This window comes from Rubripirellula lacrimiformis, from assembly GCF_007741535.1.
Taxonomy (GTDB): domain Bacteria; phylum Planctomycetota; class Planctomycetia; order Pirellulales; family Pirellulaceae; genus Rubripirellula; species Rubripirellula lacrimiformis.
Map to the genome: position 1 here is coordinate 3,809,176 of NZ_CP036525.1, position 18,140 is coordinate 3,827,315.

At 58.4% G+C, this 18,140-nt stretch carries 11 protein-coding genes; 10 read left to right on the top strand and 1 reads right to left on the bottom strand.

Features of this window, described 5'->3' with window-relative positions:
• Nucleotides 1–9 precede the first annotated feature (9 nt).
• From K227x_RS13440 to K227x_RS13485, 10 genes are all read left to right on the top strand, one after another.
• The gene (locus tag K227x_RS13440; protein ID WP_145170156.1) at nucleotides 10–3,795 is read left to right on the top strand and encodes a hypothetical protein; all 3,786 of its coding nucleotides are present in this window, start codon (nucleotides 10–12) and stop codon (nucleotides 3,793–3,795) included.
• Nucleotides 3,792–6,362 (top strand): hypothetical protein, encoded by a 2,571-nt coding sequence (locus K227x_RS13445; protein ID WP_145170158.1) that lies wholly within the window; start codon nucleotides 3,792–3,794, stop codon nucleotides 6,360–6,362. The genes K227x_RS13440 and K227x_RS13445 overlap by 4 nt, the downstream gene beginning before the upstream one ends.
• Complete coding sequence (locus K227x_RS30555; protein WP_218933994.1) at nucleotides 6,359–7,681, top strand: prolipoprotein diacylglyceryl transferase; 1,323 nt, start codon at nucleotides 6,359–6,361, stop codon at nucleotides 7,679–7,681. Before K227x_RS13445 ends, K227x_RS30555 begins: the two co-directional genes overlap by 4 nt.
• Nucleotides 7,682–8,193: 512 nt before the next feature.
• Nucleotides 8,194–8,532, top strand: coding sequence for a hypothetical protein (locus K227x_RS13455; RefSeq protein ID WP_145170162.1), 339 nt, complete (start codon nucleotides 8,194–8,196; stop codon nucleotides 8,530–8,532).
• A 385-nt stretch (nucleotides 8,533–8,917) separates the two neighbouring features.
• Complete coding sequence (locus K227x_RS13460) at nucleotides 8,918–9,907, top strand: DUF6655 family protein (protein ID WP_218933995.1); 990 nt, start codon at nucleotides 8,918–8,920, stop codon at nucleotides 9,905–9,907.
• A gap of 140 nt (nucleotides 9,908–10,047) precedes the next feature.
• Nucleotides 10,048–10,923 carry an SAM-dependent methyltransferase gene (locus K227x_RS13465; RefSeq protein WP_145170166.1) on the top strand — a complete coding sequence of 292 codons (876 nt, stop codon included), beginning with the start codon at nucleotides 10,048–10,050 and terminating at the stop codon, nucleotides 10,921–10,923.
• 75 nt (nucleotides 10,924–10,998) lie between these two features.
• The gene (larE, locus tag K227x_RS13470) at nucleotides 10,999–11,892 is read left to right on the top strand and encodes an ATP-dependent sacrificial sulfur transferase LarE (protein WP_145170167.1); all 894 of its coding nucleotides are present in this window, start codon (nucleotides 10,999–11,001) and stop codon (nucleotides 11,890–11,892) included.
• Nucleotides 11,893–11,906: 14 nt separating this feature from the next.
• Entirely contained in the window at nucleotides 11,907–13,508 is a 1,602-nt protein-coding gene (locus K227x_RS13475; protein WP_145170169.1) for a serine/threonine-protein kinase, read from the top strand.
• Nucleotides 13,509–13,682: 174 nt separating this feature from the next.
• Nucleotides 13,683–13,958, top strand: coding sequence for a hypothetical protein (locus K227x_RS13480; RefSeq protein ID WP_145170171.1), 276 nt, complete (start codon nucleotides 13,683–13,685; stop codon nucleotides 13,956–13,958).
• 317 nt (nucleotides 13,959–14,275) lie between these two features.
• Complete coding sequence (locus K227x_RS13485; protein WP_145170173.1) at nucleotides 14,276–16,387, top strand: hypothetical protein; 2,112 nt, start codon at nucleotides 14,276–14,278, stop codon at nucleotides 16,385–16,387.
• Nucleotides 16,388–16,420: 33 nt separating this feature from the next.
• Here the strand turns inward: K227x_RS13485 and K227x_RS13490 are convergent, their stop codons facing one another.
• Nucleotides 16,421–18,025, bottom strand: coding sequence for a hypothetical protein (locus tag K227x_RS13490; RefSeq protein ID WP_145170175.1), 1,605 nt, complete (start codon nucleotides 18,023–18,025; stop codon nucleotides 16,421–16,423).
• Between the last annotated feature and the right edge of the window lie 115 nt (nucleotides 18,026–18,140).

Here is an 18,140-nt window from a genome sequence, read left to right on the forward strand (position 1 = left end):
CATCAAACGATGAACGAGTCACTGCTGTACCGAATTCGACCGGTCACGCGTCGGATGCGAGGACTTCGGTTCTGGCAGATCTGGGCGGTTGCGGCCCTGCTAGTCGGCGGCGTTGGCTGGGCGTTGCATTGGCAAGCGCAGGCGGGAACCTTGGACGGTCGCGCGGCGGCCTATTGGGTTGGGTCGATTGCGATTGGGATCGCAGTGACGGTGGCGGTAGCGTGCGCCTTCCTGTTTCGTGATCCTCGTTTCGTGGCCAGAAAGATTGAACAGCATTTCCCCAGTTTGGATCAACGTTTGTTGACGGCGCTGAGCCAATCAGACAATCAACTGGGCTATCTGCAGCAGCGAATCGTCAAGGAAGCACGCGACCATTCACGCGAATTTGCATGGGTCGAAGCGGTGCCCGCCAGCCGGATGTGGATCGGCCGGTTGGGTGGATTGGGGGCGACCGCGATCTTGGCAGGCGTGCTGGGGAGTCTTGCAGCGACGCGTCCCAATCAAACCAGTATCGCTGCGGCGAATGTCGTCACCGCATCCGAACCGGTGGTTGAACCGGGGGACGTTTCGATCGAACGAGGAACCAGTCTTGTTGTGACAGCCAGATTTGGTGATTCAAGCGACAGCGCTGAATCGGTGCAGGCCAGCGATCAGGGGGAACTGTTGATCTTGGACAAAGACGGACAACAGCGTGTTTTGCCGATGACGCAAAGTTTGGACGATCCCATCTTGGGTGGCTATATCGGGTCGGTCGATCAGCCGGTCAGCTATCAGGTGCGAACGCCATACTGGACCAGCCCCGAATACAAGATCGATGTCTTTGACTTTCCAGCGATGAAGCGATCCGATGCCGACTTGGTCTATCCCGACTATACCGGGATGGAACCAAAGCACATCGAAGACGCAGTGCGTGTCTCGGCGGTGGTCGGAACGGACCTGACCTGGCACCTTCGATTGAACAAGCCGGTGTCGAAGGCCGAACTTGTCGACGAAGATGGGAATCGGACGCCGCTAGAATTTGATGCTGACCAACCCGACGTCGGCCATGCTTCGTTCGCGATCGCTGACACACGTCGGTACGAGTTGCAATTGGTCGATGATGATGGACGCAGCAACAAGTTTCCGCCCAAGCTAGTCGTGCGTGCGCTGCCCAACCTGCCGCCCAAGTTGAAAGTAACGCCCGCCAGTGATACGGAAGTTTCGGCGCTGGAAGAATTTCCGCTGCAAGTCGAGCTTGTCGACGATTTTGGCGTGGGCCAGGTTGGTTTGGTCTATTCGCTAAGCGGTGGCGAGCCTTCGGAGATCATTTTGGGACATGATCTGCCACGAGGTGCCAAGACGAACATCGAACAGTTGGTTGCGATGGAAGATTTGCAGGCCGAACCGGACCAGTTGCTGGCGTATCACTTCTTTGCCACCGACGTGGATCCCGAAGGCAAGCAGCGGCGGACCGAAAGCGATATGTACTTTGCCGAAGTGCGTCCGTTTGATCAGATCTTTCGTCAAGGAGATCCACCGCCGGGGGGCGAGCCGTCACCGCCGAGTCCACAGGCGGCTGAGGCCGAAGAACTGGCTGAACTGCAGAAGCAGATCATTGCCGCGACTTGGCGAGTGGTTCGCGGAATCACGTCCAACAAGGGCGACGACGCATTGGCCGAGCCGATTGACTTGTTGATCGAATCGCAGGGCGAGGCGATGGAAAAGTTAGACGAACTTGCTGAAGAAATCCGCGACCCCGCATCGCAGGCGTTCATCACCGAAGTTCGTGAGTCGATGTCGGCGGCGCTTGCTGAATTGACAAGTGCCAAGGCATCGTCGAATCGACGCGGGCTCGCAACTGCGGTGCCGCATCAGCAGGCGGCCTATGGCGGTTTGCTGAAACTGCGGGCGCGAGAATTCGAAGTGTCGCGATCCAAGCAACAGCCCAGTCAGGGCCAGTCCAGTGCATCCCAAAAGAAACGCCAACAGCAATTGGATGATCTGGAATTGGAAGAAGACGAAAATCGATACGAGACTCAGAGCCAAGCTCAGCCGGCATCCGCGGAGGAGCAGGCTGCACGAGAGGTGCGTCAGACGCTGAGCCGGTTACGCGAACTTGCGCGGCGGCAGGAAGACATCAACAAAGAACTGGCACAGCTACAGACGGCGTTGGAAGATGCGAAGACCGAGCAGGAGCGGGAAGCGGTCGAGCGTCAGCTGGAAAGGCTCCGCGACCAACAGGTCGACTTGTTGCGAGAAACCGATGAACTGGACCAATCGATGGGACAGCCCGAAAGCGAGATGGCCGGTTCCGAAGCCCAAGCCGATCTGCAGTCGACCCGTGATGATGTACAACAAGCCGCCAAGGCGTTGGAAGAACAAGACGTGGCGCAGGCGTTGGCATCTGGTAAACGAGCCGAACGTCAGTTTGAAGAACTGCGAGATGAGTTCCGTCAATCGGCCGCAGGCCAGTTCAGCGACGCGATGCGTGAAATGCGCAATGCCGCTCAAGAGCTCGATCAACGTCAACAAGAACTGCAGGAACAACTCAGTGATCGACAGGCGGCGGAGCAACGCAGCGGATCGCTCGGTGACACCGGGCTGCGTGGCGAATCAGCCGATGGCGGTGTCGAAGCCCAGCTTGCCGAACAACGCGAATCCCTGGGCGAACTGTTGGATCAGATGCAGGAAACGGTGACCGAGGCAGAAGAAGCCGAACCGCTGCTGGCACAAGGTCTGTACGATTCGTATCGCAAAGCCAGCCAGCGTGGGATCGATCGAAAGCTTGCCGAAGCGTCCGCGCTATCCGGTCAAGGAATGAAGCCGGAAGCCGCTCAGGCGGCGCGTCAGGCAGGCGAAGGTGTCAAGCAGTTGCGAGAAGAACTCGAGCGGGCGGCCGATGATGTTCTGGGAGACGAAACCCAAGCACTGCAGCGGGCGCTGAGCGAACTGGAGAAGATCGATCAGCAGTTGCAAAATGAACTGAACGACAATCGTCCCGCTGGATCCCCGCCGGGCGATGCTTCGCAAGGGGCACCGTCGTCGCAACCCGATCCGAATTCGCCCGCCGGCGCATCGCCCGGCGAATCGCCAGCAGCGTCACCGGGACAACCCCAGGGAACGCCGGCGGAAGGTGGCCAGGGACAATCACCGTCACAAAGCCGTGACCCAGCCCAGAACCCGTCGCAGGGTGAAGGTGAAGGTGAGCGGCAAGGGCAGGGGCAACCACAGGGCGAGGGGCAAGGTCAGTCTCCCGCTTCACAGTCGGGCGAAGGTGGCGGGCCATCGCCGGGACAGCCGAGCGATGGTGATTCGCAAAATCAACCCTCTGGTTCGCCGCCACCCGGTGGGGCCGGTTCGACGGCTGGTCAGCCGCAACCTGGTTCTGCACAGCCTGGTTCTGCACAGCCTGGTTCTGCACAGCCTGGGGCCTCTGCTAGTCCGATCGGTGGCTTCGGTGGACGCGCCGCCAACGCGCCGTTGACCGGGGATGGATACCGAGAGTGGTCGGATTCACTGCGCGAGATCGAAGAGATGGTCGATGACCCAGACGTACGCTCACAAGCGGCCAGGATCCGGGACCGAGCCCGTGAGATACGGATCGATTTTCGTCGCAACTCCAAGGAACCCGAATGGGATTTGGTGGATGAAATGGTGGCCACGCCACTGCGCGAGTTGAAACGAAATGTGTCAGAGGAATTGATTCGCCGGTCTGCCGACAAGAATGCCATCGTGCCGATCGATCGCGACCCTGTACCGCGAGAATTTTCCGATGCGGTTCGACTGTATTACGAACGAATCGGGAGCGGCCAATGATCGCCCAGGAAATCATTTGGGGGGCTCCCCAGTGGGCTGCACCAGCGTCGATTGTCGCGATCGTTTTGGCGGCGTTCGTGGTATACGGCTACGTCACTTCCGCTGGAAACCGCGGAGTGCGTTTGGCGGCGGCAACGCTAAAGGTGTTGGCGATCGCGTTGGTAGCGATCTGTTTGGTTGAACCGATGAAACGCGGCACACGCCCTCGCCCGCGCGCGAACGTGCTTCCGATCATGGTCGACACCAGCCAAAGCATGCAGGTTTCATCCGGTGGGTCCGATCAAAGCCGATTCCAGGATGTGGTCGCGAAACTCGGTGACGATGCTCCTTGGCTAGGGCGTCTGGGGCAGTCGTTTGATGTGCGCCGTTATCGATTCGACCGGCGATTGGAAAACGTTGCTTCGTTCGAAGAAATGGCTGCGGATGGCACTTCATCATCGTTGGCCACTTCACTTGGTTCGTTGGCGCAGCGATTTCGAGATCGTCCGGTGGGCGGCGCGATCGTGTTTACCGATGGGAATTTAACGGACGCTGATTCCGAATCCGCCCCGAACTGGGCCGAATTAGGGTTTCCGGTGTATCCCGTTGTTCCGCGATTGGCCACCGAGTTGACCGACATTCGGATTGTTGATGTCAGCGTTCGCACGACCGATTTCGAATCCGCCCCTACCACGGTTGTGATTCACGTCGAATCGACCGGGTTGCCAAAGCAGCAGGCTGTGGTGCAATTGGCAACGATCGAAGGAAAAGTGATCGAAGAACAGACCGTTGACCTGGGCGTCGAACAAGACGCTGCGGAGGTGAAGTTTCGATTTCGCCCCGAGCAAAGCGGGCTGGGTTTCTATCGGGCAGCGGTGTTTTCAGAAATCGATCGCAACAACGTGCTTGGTAACGAGTCACGTGCCAAGGGAAATCGCAACGACAGTCGTGCATCCGACGTCGCATCCCGTGACGTCAAATCCGACGAAGCCTCATCCGACGATAGGATATCGGCAATTGGCGAAGCCACGTTGGTCAACAACCGCCGGCTAGTGACGGTCGATCGCGGGGCAGGTCCGTATCGTGTTTTGTACGTCGCCGGTCGGCCGAACTGGGAATTCAAGTTTTTGCGACGGGCGATGGATGCCGACGCCGAGATTCAGTTGGTCGGTTTGATTCGTATTGCCAACAAAGAAACGAAGTTCAGTTTCAGGGATCGCGGGGTCAGCGAGACCAATCCGTTGTTCGCTGGACTGGGGGCCGATGAGGAAGACTTGGCGACTCAGTACGACGAACCGGTGATCTTGCGGTTTGGTGTGAAGGAGTCCGAGGAACTGAGCGAAGGGTTCCCCGATTCGGATGAAGAGTTGTTCTCGTATCACGGTGTCGTGCTGGACGATGTCGAGACCTCGTTTTTTTCGCAGGACCAACTGCTGCGGCTACGCCGTTTTGTCAGTGCACGCGGTGGCGGTCTGTTGATGCTGGGGGGGGCTGAATCGTTTGCCGGAAAATCATTCGCAGACAGCCCACTGGGTGAACTGTCACCGGTGTACGCGCCGCGAGCCAGTGATCTGGTCGCATCGGCGAAATCCGATTCAGGCGGGGATGCTATTTTCAACGCAAACGACCAGGGACGCGTTTCGTTGACTCGCGAGGGGCTGTTGCAGCCGTGGATGCGATTACGCGATACCGAACATGCTGAACAAGAACGGCTTGCGGCGATGCCGGAGTTTCGGACGGTCAATCCGGTGGGAGACGTCAAACCCGGCGCTTCGCGTCTGGCGACGGTCGGATCGAATGCGAGCACCACAGACGATCGCGGCGCGGCGCGGTCGGGGGCCACGGCGATGGCGGTCCAGCGATTCGGCAAAGGACGAACGGCGGCGATTCCCGTTGGTGATCTTTGGCGTTGGTCGATGCATTCCGGCGTGAACGCTGGATCCCGACGCAACGTGTCTAGCGTGCCGGACGGACATCCGACGCAATCCGAGGACTTGGGCCAGGCGTGGCGACAAACGATGCGATGGTTGGTGGGGGAAGTCCCCGGCCGCGTCGAATTGAACGTGGACGTGGCCGGTGACCCCAGCGGGCCTGCCGATTTGGTGGTTCAGGTTCGTGATCCTGCCTATTTGGCTATGGACAATGCATCCGTCGAATTGGTGGTGACGCCGGTGGGTGGTGAATCGGTCACATTGGCGGCGACCGCCGATGACACGCAAGCCGGCGTCTATCGATCTGAATATTGGCCTCGCGTTGCCGGTGGGCATCGGGTGGTGGCGACCGTCACGGCCCCCGATGGGACCGAGGTCGGCGTGGACGTTTCGGGTTGGACATCCAAACTTGGCGTAGCGGAATTCGAAACGCTGGGGGCGAACGATGCGTTCCTATCCCAGTTGGCTCGTGAAACCGGTGGGGAAGTGATACCGCTGGACCAGCTGGAATCCTTTGCCGACAGTTTGCCCAACCGCAAGGTGCCTGTGACCGAAACTTGGGTTTACCCCATCTGGCATCGGACTTGGGTGATGTTGTTAGTGATTGGTTGTTTGTGCGGCGAATGGGGTCTGCGACGATGGAAAGGTTTGGCATGATCGGAAGTTCTTCCTGGCGATGGATCGCGCTGGTCGCGTGCGTGTTCGGATTGGCTGCCGTGGTGGATCGTGCCAGTGCGGCGTCGGTGCCTATCCAAAACGTTTCCTCGGACGATTCCGATTCGGATACGACGCCGACGGAGTCTGCGCCGGTGGAGGCAAAGGGCGATCAACCAGCACCAGATCAATCAGCACCAGACGGACCGCAGCCAGACGGACCGGAGACGGACGGACCAGCACCAGACGGACCAGAGCCAGACGGACCGGAGACGGACGGACCAGCACCAGACGGACCAGAGCCAGACGGACCAGGGACGGACAAAGACGAACCAGCAACGAGCGCGGCCGAGGGTGAACTTCCCGCCGCCGCGAACCGTCCAGCACAGATTTTGTTGGTGGTGGGCGCCTCCGGTACGGAAGAATACGAAAAGCTTTTTTCTGTTTGGTCCCAGAACTGGGAACGGGTGGCGAAAGTTTCTCAGGCAGACCTGACCGTGATTGGCGGGGCGACCGGCGTTGTTTCATCGCTTTTGCAATCGGCGTCCGAGCTGAACGATCGGGATCGTGTCCAGCAGTTCTTAGCAAAGCAGGTGGATGCAACGACCGAACCGTTGTGGATTGTGATCATCGGGCACGGGACGTTCGCACGCGACGTCGCAAAGTTCAATCTGGTGGGCCCCGATTTTTCAGCGCGAGAACTTGCGTCGTGGTTGGATCCGATCGAACGTCCGTTGGTGATCGTCAACACATCTTCGTCCAGTGCGCCGTTCATCAATCGATTGTCCAAACCGGGGCGTGTGATTGTGACGGCCACCAAAAGCGGCAGCGAAATGAACTTTGCTCGTTTTGGCGAGTTTTTCTCCAGTGCTTTCCTGTCATTGGATTCTGACTTGGATCATGACGACGAGGTTTCCGTTCATGAAGCGTTTCTGAATGCCAGCGGAATGGTTCGGAAGTTTTACGAGTCCGAGTCTCGGATCGCGACCGAACATGCGTTGATCGATGACAACGGAGACGGCAAGGGAACTCTTGCGACGATGTTCCGTGGCGTTCGTCCGGACAAAGACCAGGTCGATGTGCGTCAGATCGACGGTCAACGGGGGATGCGGATCACCCTGTCCCCCAATCCGAACGGATTGAAGTGGTTGCCGGATGAACTGAAACAGCGGGATCAGATCGAATTGGAATTAGATAAGCTTCGCGAGCAAAAAAATCAGCTCAGCGAAGACGAATACTTTTCCGCAATCGAGCCGCTGATGGTCCGGTTAGCACGCTTGTATCACGACGTCGAATCTCGCGCGACCGACAACAGCCCGTGAAGCTGGGCTCGCGGTGGGTGACGGACTGTTCCCGCGCTGTCGATGCGTTGGATGTCAACTGGTTTCTGGCAAACCGAACCGAATAGGTTCTGACCGTGCTGGGGTTGGACCGGTTTTGCGTCGTGGTCTCTGCATGCCGTTTGCGTCTAGCTGCGACTGCAGGTGCGGCGTGTGACCATTGATCGTGTCGATCGCAGTGTGACGCGTCACAACAGTTTGTTCGTATTTGGCTATCGAGCCGGACGATGAGTGTTGTGTTCGACCACGATCGGATTGTCCTCCAGCAATCAGAACCATCCTCCCCCCCCTTTGTTGGTACTGAAGGCGAAAGTCCGAGCGTCGCTGCAAATTGGTCCTGATCCAATGAACCCAACAGGCTCCTCACCTGTTGGTTGTTTCGCATTTGCAGCGACGCTTGGCTTTCGCTCCCTCAGCCAGCATCCCCTTGGTTCACGAGCGTATCGGACACCCTCTCCCCCCCGATCCTCCCAAGCTTTCCACCGAGGGCATCCATGGCCAAAAAAGATACATTCCGAATTGTCACACGCGGTAGTGATGGTTCGTTGTTGATTCGCGATTATCCCAGCTGTGATCCGATCCTGCACACCCACATTCAAATCGGCAGCGATGACTGTAGTACCGATTTGGAACTACGCGGCATGCCAGTGTTTCGTGGCCTGATCGGTCCGATGCCCGAAGGCAAGAACATCGTTCGATACGAGTCGCCGGAAGTATTCGAAACATTGACAAAAGAGTGGGGCGCGGCCAAACCACGACGGCGGACTCGGCGATCGGCCAAAGCCGAAGCGAATGCCGAAGCCAACGCAAACGCAGAAGTCGCGGTTTCCTAACACGCTACTGAGCGTCGTGGCTTTCCGCGATCAAAAGTAGGACGGCCTTTCCAGGCCGTCAGCAATCTGCGCCATCGACTGATCTTGTTTCCAGCGATCGGCGGCCCAGCTGACGATCGCGGCTTTCCCGCGCCCGCGATCAACGTGGAAAGCGTTGTTTGATGGTTGGGATGTTTCACGAACATTGCGATCTTTCGTGACACGGGGGGGAAGACGCCTCCTATCCGAGTTAATTCAGCCGTTCATGTGACGCCCATGCCGTGAAACATCGGGTGATTGCTATTGCTGTGATGCGGCGTCGTGGACTATTCCAGGTTCGATACAGGAAGTTGCCCCACCTTATTCAGTTCCTGACGTGCGTCCGCCATTACCCCACCCCAATCTGTTGCACCCAAATCGTTCGCTATCCGAAATGCGTTGTTGGTTGGTGCGTGCTGCGCTATACGCATCGGGAATGATCGCAATCAGCGGCGGAATGATCGGCTGCGGAACGACAAAAGAATACAACGCCACCCAGCAATTGGTGATGAGCGATGCGGTGGACCGGAGCATTTCATCGTTGGATTTTCGTCCGCTGACCGGACGAAAGGTCTATTTGGACACCAGCTATCTTCGCCAGGTGAAGGGCGAAGGGTTCGTCAATGCCGAGTACGTGACCAGCGCTATGCGGCAACAGATCGTTGGCGCGGGATGTCTGATCCAAGATGCCAGCACCGATGCCGAAATCATCATCGAAGCTCGGATTGGGACACTGGGTTTGGACGACCACGCGGTCACCTTTGGGATCCCCGAAAATAACGTTTTATCCACGGCAGCCGGGTTGGTGCCCGGCGCACCGCAGGTGGCATCGTTGCCTGAGATTGCCCTGGGCCGACGTGAAGCCCGCGAAGCGGCGGTGAAAGTGGCAGCGTTTGCCTACGATCGCGAGACTCGTGCGGCGGTTTGGCAATCCGGCGTGCGTCCGGCCAATGCAACGGCACGCGATACCTGGGTGATGGGGATTGGTCCGTTTCAGGGCGGGTCGATTCGGCGACAAACAAAATTGGCCGGCAGCGGATTGCGTTTTGGCGAGCAAAGTTCGACGGGATCCCCCGGCCGCTTCTACGATCGGCCCCCGGTCGACTACACTGCAGAGACTCGCTTCCAGGAGGGTTGGCCCGTGTTCAACGATGGTGGTTTGAGTGCCGACATGATTGGGGTTTCCCCGGAAGCGGCTGGCGACGACTCGGATGTTCCCCAAATTGCGACGGTTTCCGGCGAGGAAGCGGTTGATGGGGAAGCTAAGCCGGCTGCTGCAGATGGCGGGGCGGATGCAAGCGAAACCAAGCCTGCGAAACCGGCCGGGAAAAACGGTGGCAAGCGGATGGTGCGTTAGCGGACAGTTCCGGTGACACCGCTAGCGGATCGGAAGCCAATCCAAGCGGTGGTTCGGATGGGCGTATTCGATGCACCCTCTGCCCCCCCCTCCTGGGCCGAAAATCCTGCTTTTCTGTGCTCCTTGAAGGCCCCCTTAGCGTGACCGATAACCGTTACCGCCTGATCGATTTTGGCGAAGGGCGAAAACTGGAATCCGTTGGCGGCTATTTGATCGATCGGCCAAGCCCAGCAGCATCGTGGTCCAAGCGGCAGTCGCCTGAAAATTGGCAGCGCGCCGACGCACACTTTGACGCCGATCGCAGGAAATGGACCTATCACAACCCATGGCCGACCGACCAGTTGGTCGATTGCGATGGGTTCCAAATGCCGTTTGTTTCCACGCCATTTGGCCACATTGGGGTGTTCCCCGAACAGTTCGACAATTGGCGTTGGCTCTGCAAACCCGTCATCACTGAACCATCCGAAGACCCCAGTTCGGTACCGACGAAGCCGGCCGCCTTGAATTTGTTCGGGTATACCGGGGCCAGCACGATGGTCTTGATCAAAGCTGGTTATCAAGTCGCCCACGTCGATGCTGCCAAGCCCAACGTCCAGGCGGTGCGCGGCGTCGCCACCAGCAACGGTTGGCCCGATCCGCCGATTCGGTATTTGATTGATGATGCGGCGAAGTTCGCTGCGCGTGAAGTTCGTCGTCGTCGGATGTATCATACGATCGTGATGGACCCGCCCGCCTATGGTCATGGGCCAAATGGACGGGCGTGGCGATTGGATCGCGATATCTGGCCGTTGCTAGATGACTGTCTTCGATTGGTCGATCCCAAGCGTTTTCGCATGCTGATATCGGGACATTCACCCGAAGTGGATCATTCCGATATCGTGACCTACTTGGCCCAAAGCGACTTGATCGACACGACCGGTTTGCGGATCGATACCGGACGATCACAATTGATCGACGAGGGTGGCCGCAGCTTGGATGCCGGATTTTACGTCCGAATCGAAACGATCGACGCGTAGATCGTGACAGTGCGGGGCACCGTCGACGCCTGCAATCGGTCACCGTTTGAGTCAACATTTTCTAGGCCAACCATCATGTCAAACCGCGAACGATGCGTCGAAACAGACGCCAATCGATTGATCGATTGGTTTGCAAAGTTGGGCGACGTCGCCGTCGCTTTTTCGGGTGGGGTGGACAGCAGTGTGGTGGCCGCCGCAGCCCAGCGATGCCCATCAATTCACGCGATCGCAGTGACCGCTCGATCCCCCAGTTTGTCCCAGCGTCAGTTGGACGTGGCGGTCCGTGTCGCCCATCAGATTGGTATCGAACACCGGGTGATCGATACCGGCGAGATCGACAACGCGGACTATCGTCGCAACGATGGACGTCGCTGTTTTCATTGCAAAGCAACTCTGTATCAATCGATGGCCACGATCCTCAACCAGTTTCCTGGGATGACGACCGTGTCCGGTACAAATCATGACGACTTGGGTGACTACCGTCCCGGTCTAGAAGCCGCCGGTGCAGCCGGGGTGCAAACCCCGTTGTCGGACCTGGGGATGACGAAGGTAGATGTTCGCGGCTTGGCAAAGCACTTTGGTTTAACCAACTATGATCTGCCCGCCGCCCCCTGTTTGGCTAGCCGCGTTGCTTACGGTACTGAGGTCACGACAGAGCGTCTGGGACGAATCGAAGCGGCCGAAGCCTGGCTGCAACAACATGGGTTCGACGAGCTTCGGGTTCGCCTTCACGACGGTGAACTCGCTCGCGTCGAGGTGCCCAAACATCGCATCGCTGACTTGATCCAGCTCGATCGCGACGAAGAGATGACCAAAGCCTTTCTGGGATTTGGGTTTCGTTTTGTAACCGTCGACACGCGTGGGCTGCGATCCGGTAACCTGAATCAGATGTTGGTTTCGATCCAGTCGAATTTCAAGCCCGCCGTTACAGGTGATCCCTTGGATGTCACCGGGGAGTCCCCGAATTGAACCACGACGACGCTATGAATGACGACGCAAATAGTGATGACAGCGGCCGGCCGGAGGGATCGGCCGATCCGAATCCACCGGTTCGCAAAGACGCGGTTAGCCCTAGCAAATCGTCGGCCAGTTTGGTCGGGTCACGGTTGGGGGACTACCAGGTTTTGCGGAAACTTGGCCGCGGCGGAATGGCGGACGTTTACGCCGCTCGTCACTTGTCACTCGGACGCGACGTGGCGTTGAAGGTGTTACGCAGCGACTATGCCCGGGACAAGGACTACGTCGAACGGTTTCGACGCGAGGCACGTGCGGCGGCCAAGCTGAACCATCCCAACATCGTTCAGGTCTTCGACGTCGGCAGTTCCAACAACTACCACTTCATCGCTCAAGAGTTGATTGACGGCGAGAATCTGCGCGAAGCCTTGGATCGACAAGGCGCCATGTCGCCGGACGAAGCGACGCGAGTGTTGGTGGATGTTGCGTCGGCACTTGAAGTTGCTGCGGAGGCCGGGATCACTCACCGTGATATCAAGCCGGAAAACATCATGCGATCTTCGCGTGGTGCGTTGAAGGTCGCCGATTTTGGATTGGCAAGGTTGGGTGGTGGCGCCGAAGGCAGCCACGCCAATCTGACCCAAGCGGGGCTGACCTTGGGGACGCCGCGTTACATGAGCCCCGAACAGATCCAGGGATTGGTCGCCGATGCACGCAGCGATCTGTATTCGTTGGGCGTGACGATGTATCACCTGTTGGCCGGGCGTCCGCCGTTCGAAGCCGATGATCCGTTGGCGCTAGCGGTGATGCACCTGCACGAAACACCCAAACCGTTGGACCGCGCCCGCAACCGACGGGACCAGGATGGAAATCCGGATGTGCCGGAATGGTTGATCGCGGTGATCAGTCGGATGCTTAGCAAATCGCCTGGGGATCGCTTTCAATCGCCCAGCGAGTTGCTGGATGCCGTCCGCAACGAGGCATCGTCGTCGACATTGCCGGGGTTCGGGATCGGCACTGCGGCTGCGACGATCCGGTTGCAGCGGGCCGCGGATCAGGCGCGCAGTGTTCGCACTCGCAAACGCTTGAAATTGGCGATCGCGATCTTGGCGCCCCTGATCTGTTGGGGCGCGGCGTGGGCGGTCCTGAAACAACAGCCTGCAAAGGATCTGGTTTCGCTGCTTCGTCCGGGGGTGGTGCCCAAGGGCGATTCTGTCCAGGAACAGTATTTCATCGCCGTCAACCGCAACGACGAGGCAGGGTGGGAATCCATCGGGGAACTCTTTCCGCCGCAAGACAGTTCGACTCATGCCGACTATTTCGCCAAGTCCCAGATCCAATTGGCTCGATTGTTGGTGTCGCAGGAAATGCCATTGAAGGCCGAAAACGTGCTGAAGGCACTGCTGAAGGACCCCCAAGTGAATCCCGCCTATCGGGTTTTGGCGTTGGTCGAGCGATGTCGATTGCTGGAACAGCAAGGGGCGGACACGGATCTGGATGCGGCGAAACAGCAGCTGCAGGCGATGGTCGCCGACGTGAAGACCAGCAGCCCAACCTCGTTGAGGTTGATCCAGCGTGTGTTGCCCGAGGCAGAGCAGGCCCATTGGGAAATCAGTTCGCTGGGCAGCTGAATAGGCCGTCCAGGCCGGAAAACTCGCATCGATCCCCTGATTTGACCAGGAAACCGTCGGCATGTTCCTTTGCGTCCGGCCAGAGTGGCAACTATCGTCAACGGTACGGCGGAGTCCGTATTTACGGGGTCGTCACCGGACTTCCCTTCATGTTTGCACCGAAAAGCTTACAAGATGCTCTATTTCATTCCCTGGGTCGTGTTTCTGTTGGCCGTCGTCCTTTCCGTGCCGGTGGTTTCGTGGCTGGAAAAACGAAAGCATGGACCGCCCAAATCGTCCTCCAAAGTGGCTGATGATGCCGCAGACGATGAATCGGCGGGCGATGATCCGTTGAGCGAAGATGCAGTCGAGGTAGCAGAGGATGCCGCTGAAGTCGAGATGGCCGATGACGTCCAATTCGATGCTCCCGGCGGCGAAGATTTCTCGGCCTTTGAAGAAGATTTCAAATAGGTCGTTGAACCTGGCTTGATCGCTGCGCTGGATGGATTCGTGCGCCGCTTGCCATCAAAGGTATTGGCCGCCATCGGCCTGGCTGCCTGCGGTCGATCTGCGACGTTGTTAGACTTGCAACGTTGGGATCGTACGAGAAAAAGGTGTCCGCCTCCTGTTGCTGGGAACCGGCCCTGCGAGGGCTTCGCATAAATAGTGGCCGGGCACTTCTTTTCCGCCCAATCCTTGGTGGTTTCGGCGCTTTGCAGACACTCGATTCTGGGCAACCACACCACCGTCGACCTCACCCCCTTGCGCAAAACACACAGGACGGCCCCATGCGACCAAACCGATGGATTCAGTTTTCGGTGATGATGTTGGTGGTTTGGGGGGGCGTCCTGCGGACCAATCATGCGATCGCTGGAGTCGGTCCCGAGAACGTGGTGGTCGTGGTCAACGCGGGATCCAAGGTGTCGCGGACAGTTGCGAATCATTACGTGCGGTTGCGTGACATCCCCCCATCCAACGTGGTCTTGCTTCCCGATGTTCCCGCCGGGTTGCAGGTCAGTTTGGCGGACTTCAAATCCAAAATTTTGCTTCCGCTGTTTGCCGAACTCGAATCCCGCAAGGTCGCTGGGCATGTTCGGGTGATCGCGTATTCGGCCGATTTCCCCACGGCTGTCAGTGTTGGTGAACACACCGACCGGATGGAAAACCTAGAGCTGAAAAAGTATCAGCGTCCGGTCGCATCGATCAATGGTTTGACATCACTGTACCAGTTCGTACTTAGCGACAGTCCTGCCTATCTGGACTTGGGCTGCAATCTTTACGCTCGTGGTGCCTTCGATCGCAGTTTCCAGAATCCGTTCTTGGACGCTGAACGCACGGCTGAGTTCGACGCGGCGGCGAAGCTATTGGCGGACGAATCGTTTCAAGAGGCCGGCGATGCCTTTGGTGAACTGTTCAGCGCGACGCCTAGCCAGGCACCGCTGGCAATTCGTGCGGCCGAGGCCTATGCCGGTGCGGGCGATACCAAGGCGGCGACCGAGATGATTGTGCGCGCGATCCGATCGGGTTGGCAATCGTCCGCCTATTTGACTCGCAGCGAATCACTTGGACCGTTGGTGGCCGATGCCAAGTTCGCACCCATCATGGCAAACCTTTCCGACGCGCCGTTGGTCGCCCAACAGCCGATCGGGTTTGGTTCGCATTTGGCTTGGATGCGAAACGGTTATCCATCGGCCGAACCCGCCGACGGGATCCGATACATGCTGTCCTGCGTGCTGGGCGTCGTCCACCAACGTGGCAGTACGGTCGACCAAGCGGTCGCGGTTCTGCAGCGTTCGGCAACGGGCGACCGGACTTATCCCGACGCAAACTTTTGGTTCACAAAGACAGGCGACGTGCGATCCAAGACTCGCCTGCCCGCGGTCACCGACGCATTGCTGTGGCTTGGGCATCTGGGGTTGCCCGCCGGCATCGTGCGTTCGGCGATGCCATCGCAACCGGGAAAGTGTGCCGGTTTGATGTTGGGCACGGCAACGATGCCGCTGGCAAACAAGTCGTTCGAGTTCGTGCCGGGGGCGATCGCCGACAACCTGACCAGTCTTAGCGGAGCTTTCAACACGGCGTCGCAAACCAAGATTACTGAATTGTTGCATGCCGGTGCGGCGCTGACCAACGGCGCGGTCGCAGAACCGTTCTCGCTGCAGCCGAAATTCACGACGGCGATGTCGTTCGGCTACTACGCGTCGGGCATGACAGCGATCGAGTCCTTTTACATGACGATCGCATCGCCCTATCAATTGCTAATCGTGGGCGACCCGTTGGCCCAGGCGTATGCACGTCCGCCACTGGATCGTGTGAATGCGTCGATCGTGGACCGGTTGACGGGTAGCAAAGTATTGAAGATCAGCGGACAACCGCCGGCAGTGGTCGATCCCGCGACCGCAACGCCGCTGGGGTTGGTCGAACTGTTTGTCGATGGCAAGTTGTTGCGACAGTTGCCGCCGAGCCCCAGTATCGAGATGAACTTGAACAACGGACCACCCGGATTTGTAGAGGTTCGTGTGGCAATGGTCGGCGGCAACATGATGCAGCCGCGTATCAGCAAATCGCAGTGGTTCCGTTTAGATGATGGCCCGGAACCGCCGGTCGCTGAATATGTTCCAGGTCAAGTGTCCTGTACCGCGTCAGCCCCCCAAGCGAATTCGATCGATTGGATATTGTACGGCGAAGTGGTGGGGACGACCGCAGGCAAAAACAGTTCGTTCACACCGGACCGAAATCAGTTGGGCGACGGACCATTGTCGTTACAGCCGGTGGCAGTGATCGGCGATGCACGCATCCCAGGACGACCGATCTGGTTCGAAGATCCTGTGGACTCACCAACGGTATCCACAAACACGAAAATGCCTCGCGCGGACTATCCGCGCGAGGCAATCGATTGATCCGTCATCAGGCCGATGGCCCGTGATGGTTCACTACCAGTTGAATTCCATCCCGAAGTATCCGCCGTGCAGCACATAGCTGTCGTCGGCATGCACTTGGCCGCTGGCGGCCACGGACGAGTAGTAGCTGGGGTAGTTGTCTTCGGCAGTTGCGACGCCGCCAATTCCCATCACACGGTACCCGCCACGGACGGTCCAGGCATTGCTGATGCGATAGCCAAGTCCCATGTCCAGTTCACCCAAGGTCGCCAACACGGTGTCGTTGGACTGAGTGTGAATGGCTTGGGTGTTGTCGCCGTTGAGGTATGCCAGGGTCGTTTCGGTACCCAAGCGGTGGTTCAGTTCCGCACGGTTTCCGTAGACGCCGAACTTGCCACCTAGGCTGAAGTCCAGTCGGTTGCCCAAGCAATAGGTCAGGCGGCTGCCGAATTGATAGCCGAACATGTTGTTCTTGACGTCGACGTTGTCGTAGATGTCCTGGTCTTGGTAGCCCGGTGCACCATCGACGTTGTAAGCGGTTTCGATCGAATCTTCGACTTGGAACCAACGGAAGCCGTGGCTGGTGGTGACCCGAACGCGGCCGCTGCAGGATCGTGCCAAAGGTCCAGTTGCACCACCGAAGCCTAGGCCGCTGCCCAGTCCGGTGCCGTTTCCGAAGACCGATCCATTTCCGCAACCAGCATAAGCGGCTCGTTGAGCACCCATCAAACCGAAGCTGAACAGGTTCGCTTCGATGCCTTGAAACTGCAAGTCACGAGTCATGCGAACGTTGGTGGCACCCAATGAATCGGGAGACATCCCGTCGATCTGGTCGTAGACGGTTTCTGGTCCGCTGCCGAAGTCCAGGCTGACGTCGCGGTACTGCGGCATTGAAGCGCGGATAGCACCCGCAGCACCCGATCCGATGACTTGTTCTTGGCCAGGGTTCCACAGGAAGTAGCTGACGCCTAGGCCGTACTTGCCGCAGCCCAGGTATCGGCCCGCGGAGATGTCAAATCCGGTGGTGTAACCTGGGTCGACCAAGGTCGTGTTGAACCCATTGCCGTAGTTCGTTCCGGTCGCAATTTGACGTCCCGCACCCTGGTCGAGGGTGAAGAACAACAGGTTGGCGCTACCGAAGTACGGGAACATCGTTGGCCGTGTTTCGGCAACACCGCAAGCGGAAGTTCCACAGTTGCCCGGGCTATAGGTCGTTCCGTCCCAGGGGGCCGAAGCGGCTTGGCTATAAGGGCTGTTGTATGCGCTGTAAGACTGCGACTCGTAAGGAGCACCGTTTTGGCTGTACGACTGCTGCGGTGCAACCGAGTAGGTTGACGATGCATTCGGGTACGGCGACGGGGCTGGCATCGGTGCGTGAGACGGAGCCGCCTGAGGTGCATGGTGTTGCATCGGCGCTGGTGACGCCGATTGCGGTGCCTTCGGTGCAGGCAGGTTTTCTACGGGAGCACGAAGCGAATCCAACGCGTGTTGAGCTTGGCCAGCGGCCTCTAGCGTTGGTTCGGTTTTCTCGGACACCGGTTGGAAGTTACTCCATCGCGATGGTGCCGAGTAGGGTGTTTGTGCATGGGCAAGGCTGCTGACACCTAGAATGCCAAGGCCGACAGCAACAGCCGATTTTTTTAGTAGTTTGGTTCTCATTAGTCGAATCCTTTGCAATGTCTCGTCGCTGCGTTAGCTCGGGTTTGTTTCTGACGCCGAACACGCTTCCAATGAACAGCAAACGCTGCTCACGTTCAAAGCGTGGTGATTTCGG

Bases quoted from the DNA above. Each gene is read 5' to 3' on its own strand.
- K227x_RS13440 (WP_145170156.1), top strand. From the start codon at position 10: ATGAACGAGTCACTGCTGTACCGAATTCGACCGGTCACGCGTCGGATG.
- K227x_RS13445 (WP_145170158.1), top strand. From the start codon at position 3,792: ATGATCGCCCAGGAAATCATTTGGGGGGCTCCCCAGTGGGCTGCACCA.
- K227x_RS30555 (WP_218933994.1), top strand. From the start codon at position 6,359: ATGATCGGAAGTTCTTCCTGGCGATGGATCGCGCTGGTCGCGTGCGTG.
- K227x_RS13455 (WP_145170162.1), top strand. From the start codon at position 8,194: ATGGCCAAAAAAGATACATTCCGAATTGTCACACGCGGTAGTGATGGT.
- larE (WP_145170167.1), top strand. From the start codon at position 10,999: ATGTCAAACCGCGAACGATGCGTCGAAACAGACGCCAATCGATTGATC.
- K227x_RS13475 (WP_145170169.1), top strand. From the start codon at position 11,907: ATGAATGACGACGCAAATAGTGATGACAGCGGCCGGCCGGAGGGATCG.
- K227x_RS13480 (WP_145170171.1), top strand. From the start codon at position 13,683: ATGCTCTATTTCATTCCCTGGGTCGTGTTTCTGTTGGCCGTCGTCCTT.
- K227x_RS13485 (WP_145170173.1), top strand. From the start codon at position 14,276: ATGCGACCAAACCGATGGATTCAGTTTTCGGTGATGATGTTGGTGGTT.
- K227x_RS13490 (WP_145170175.1), bottom strand. From the start codon at position 18,025: ATGAGAACCAAACTACTAAAAAAATCGGCTGTTGCTGTCGGCCTTGGC.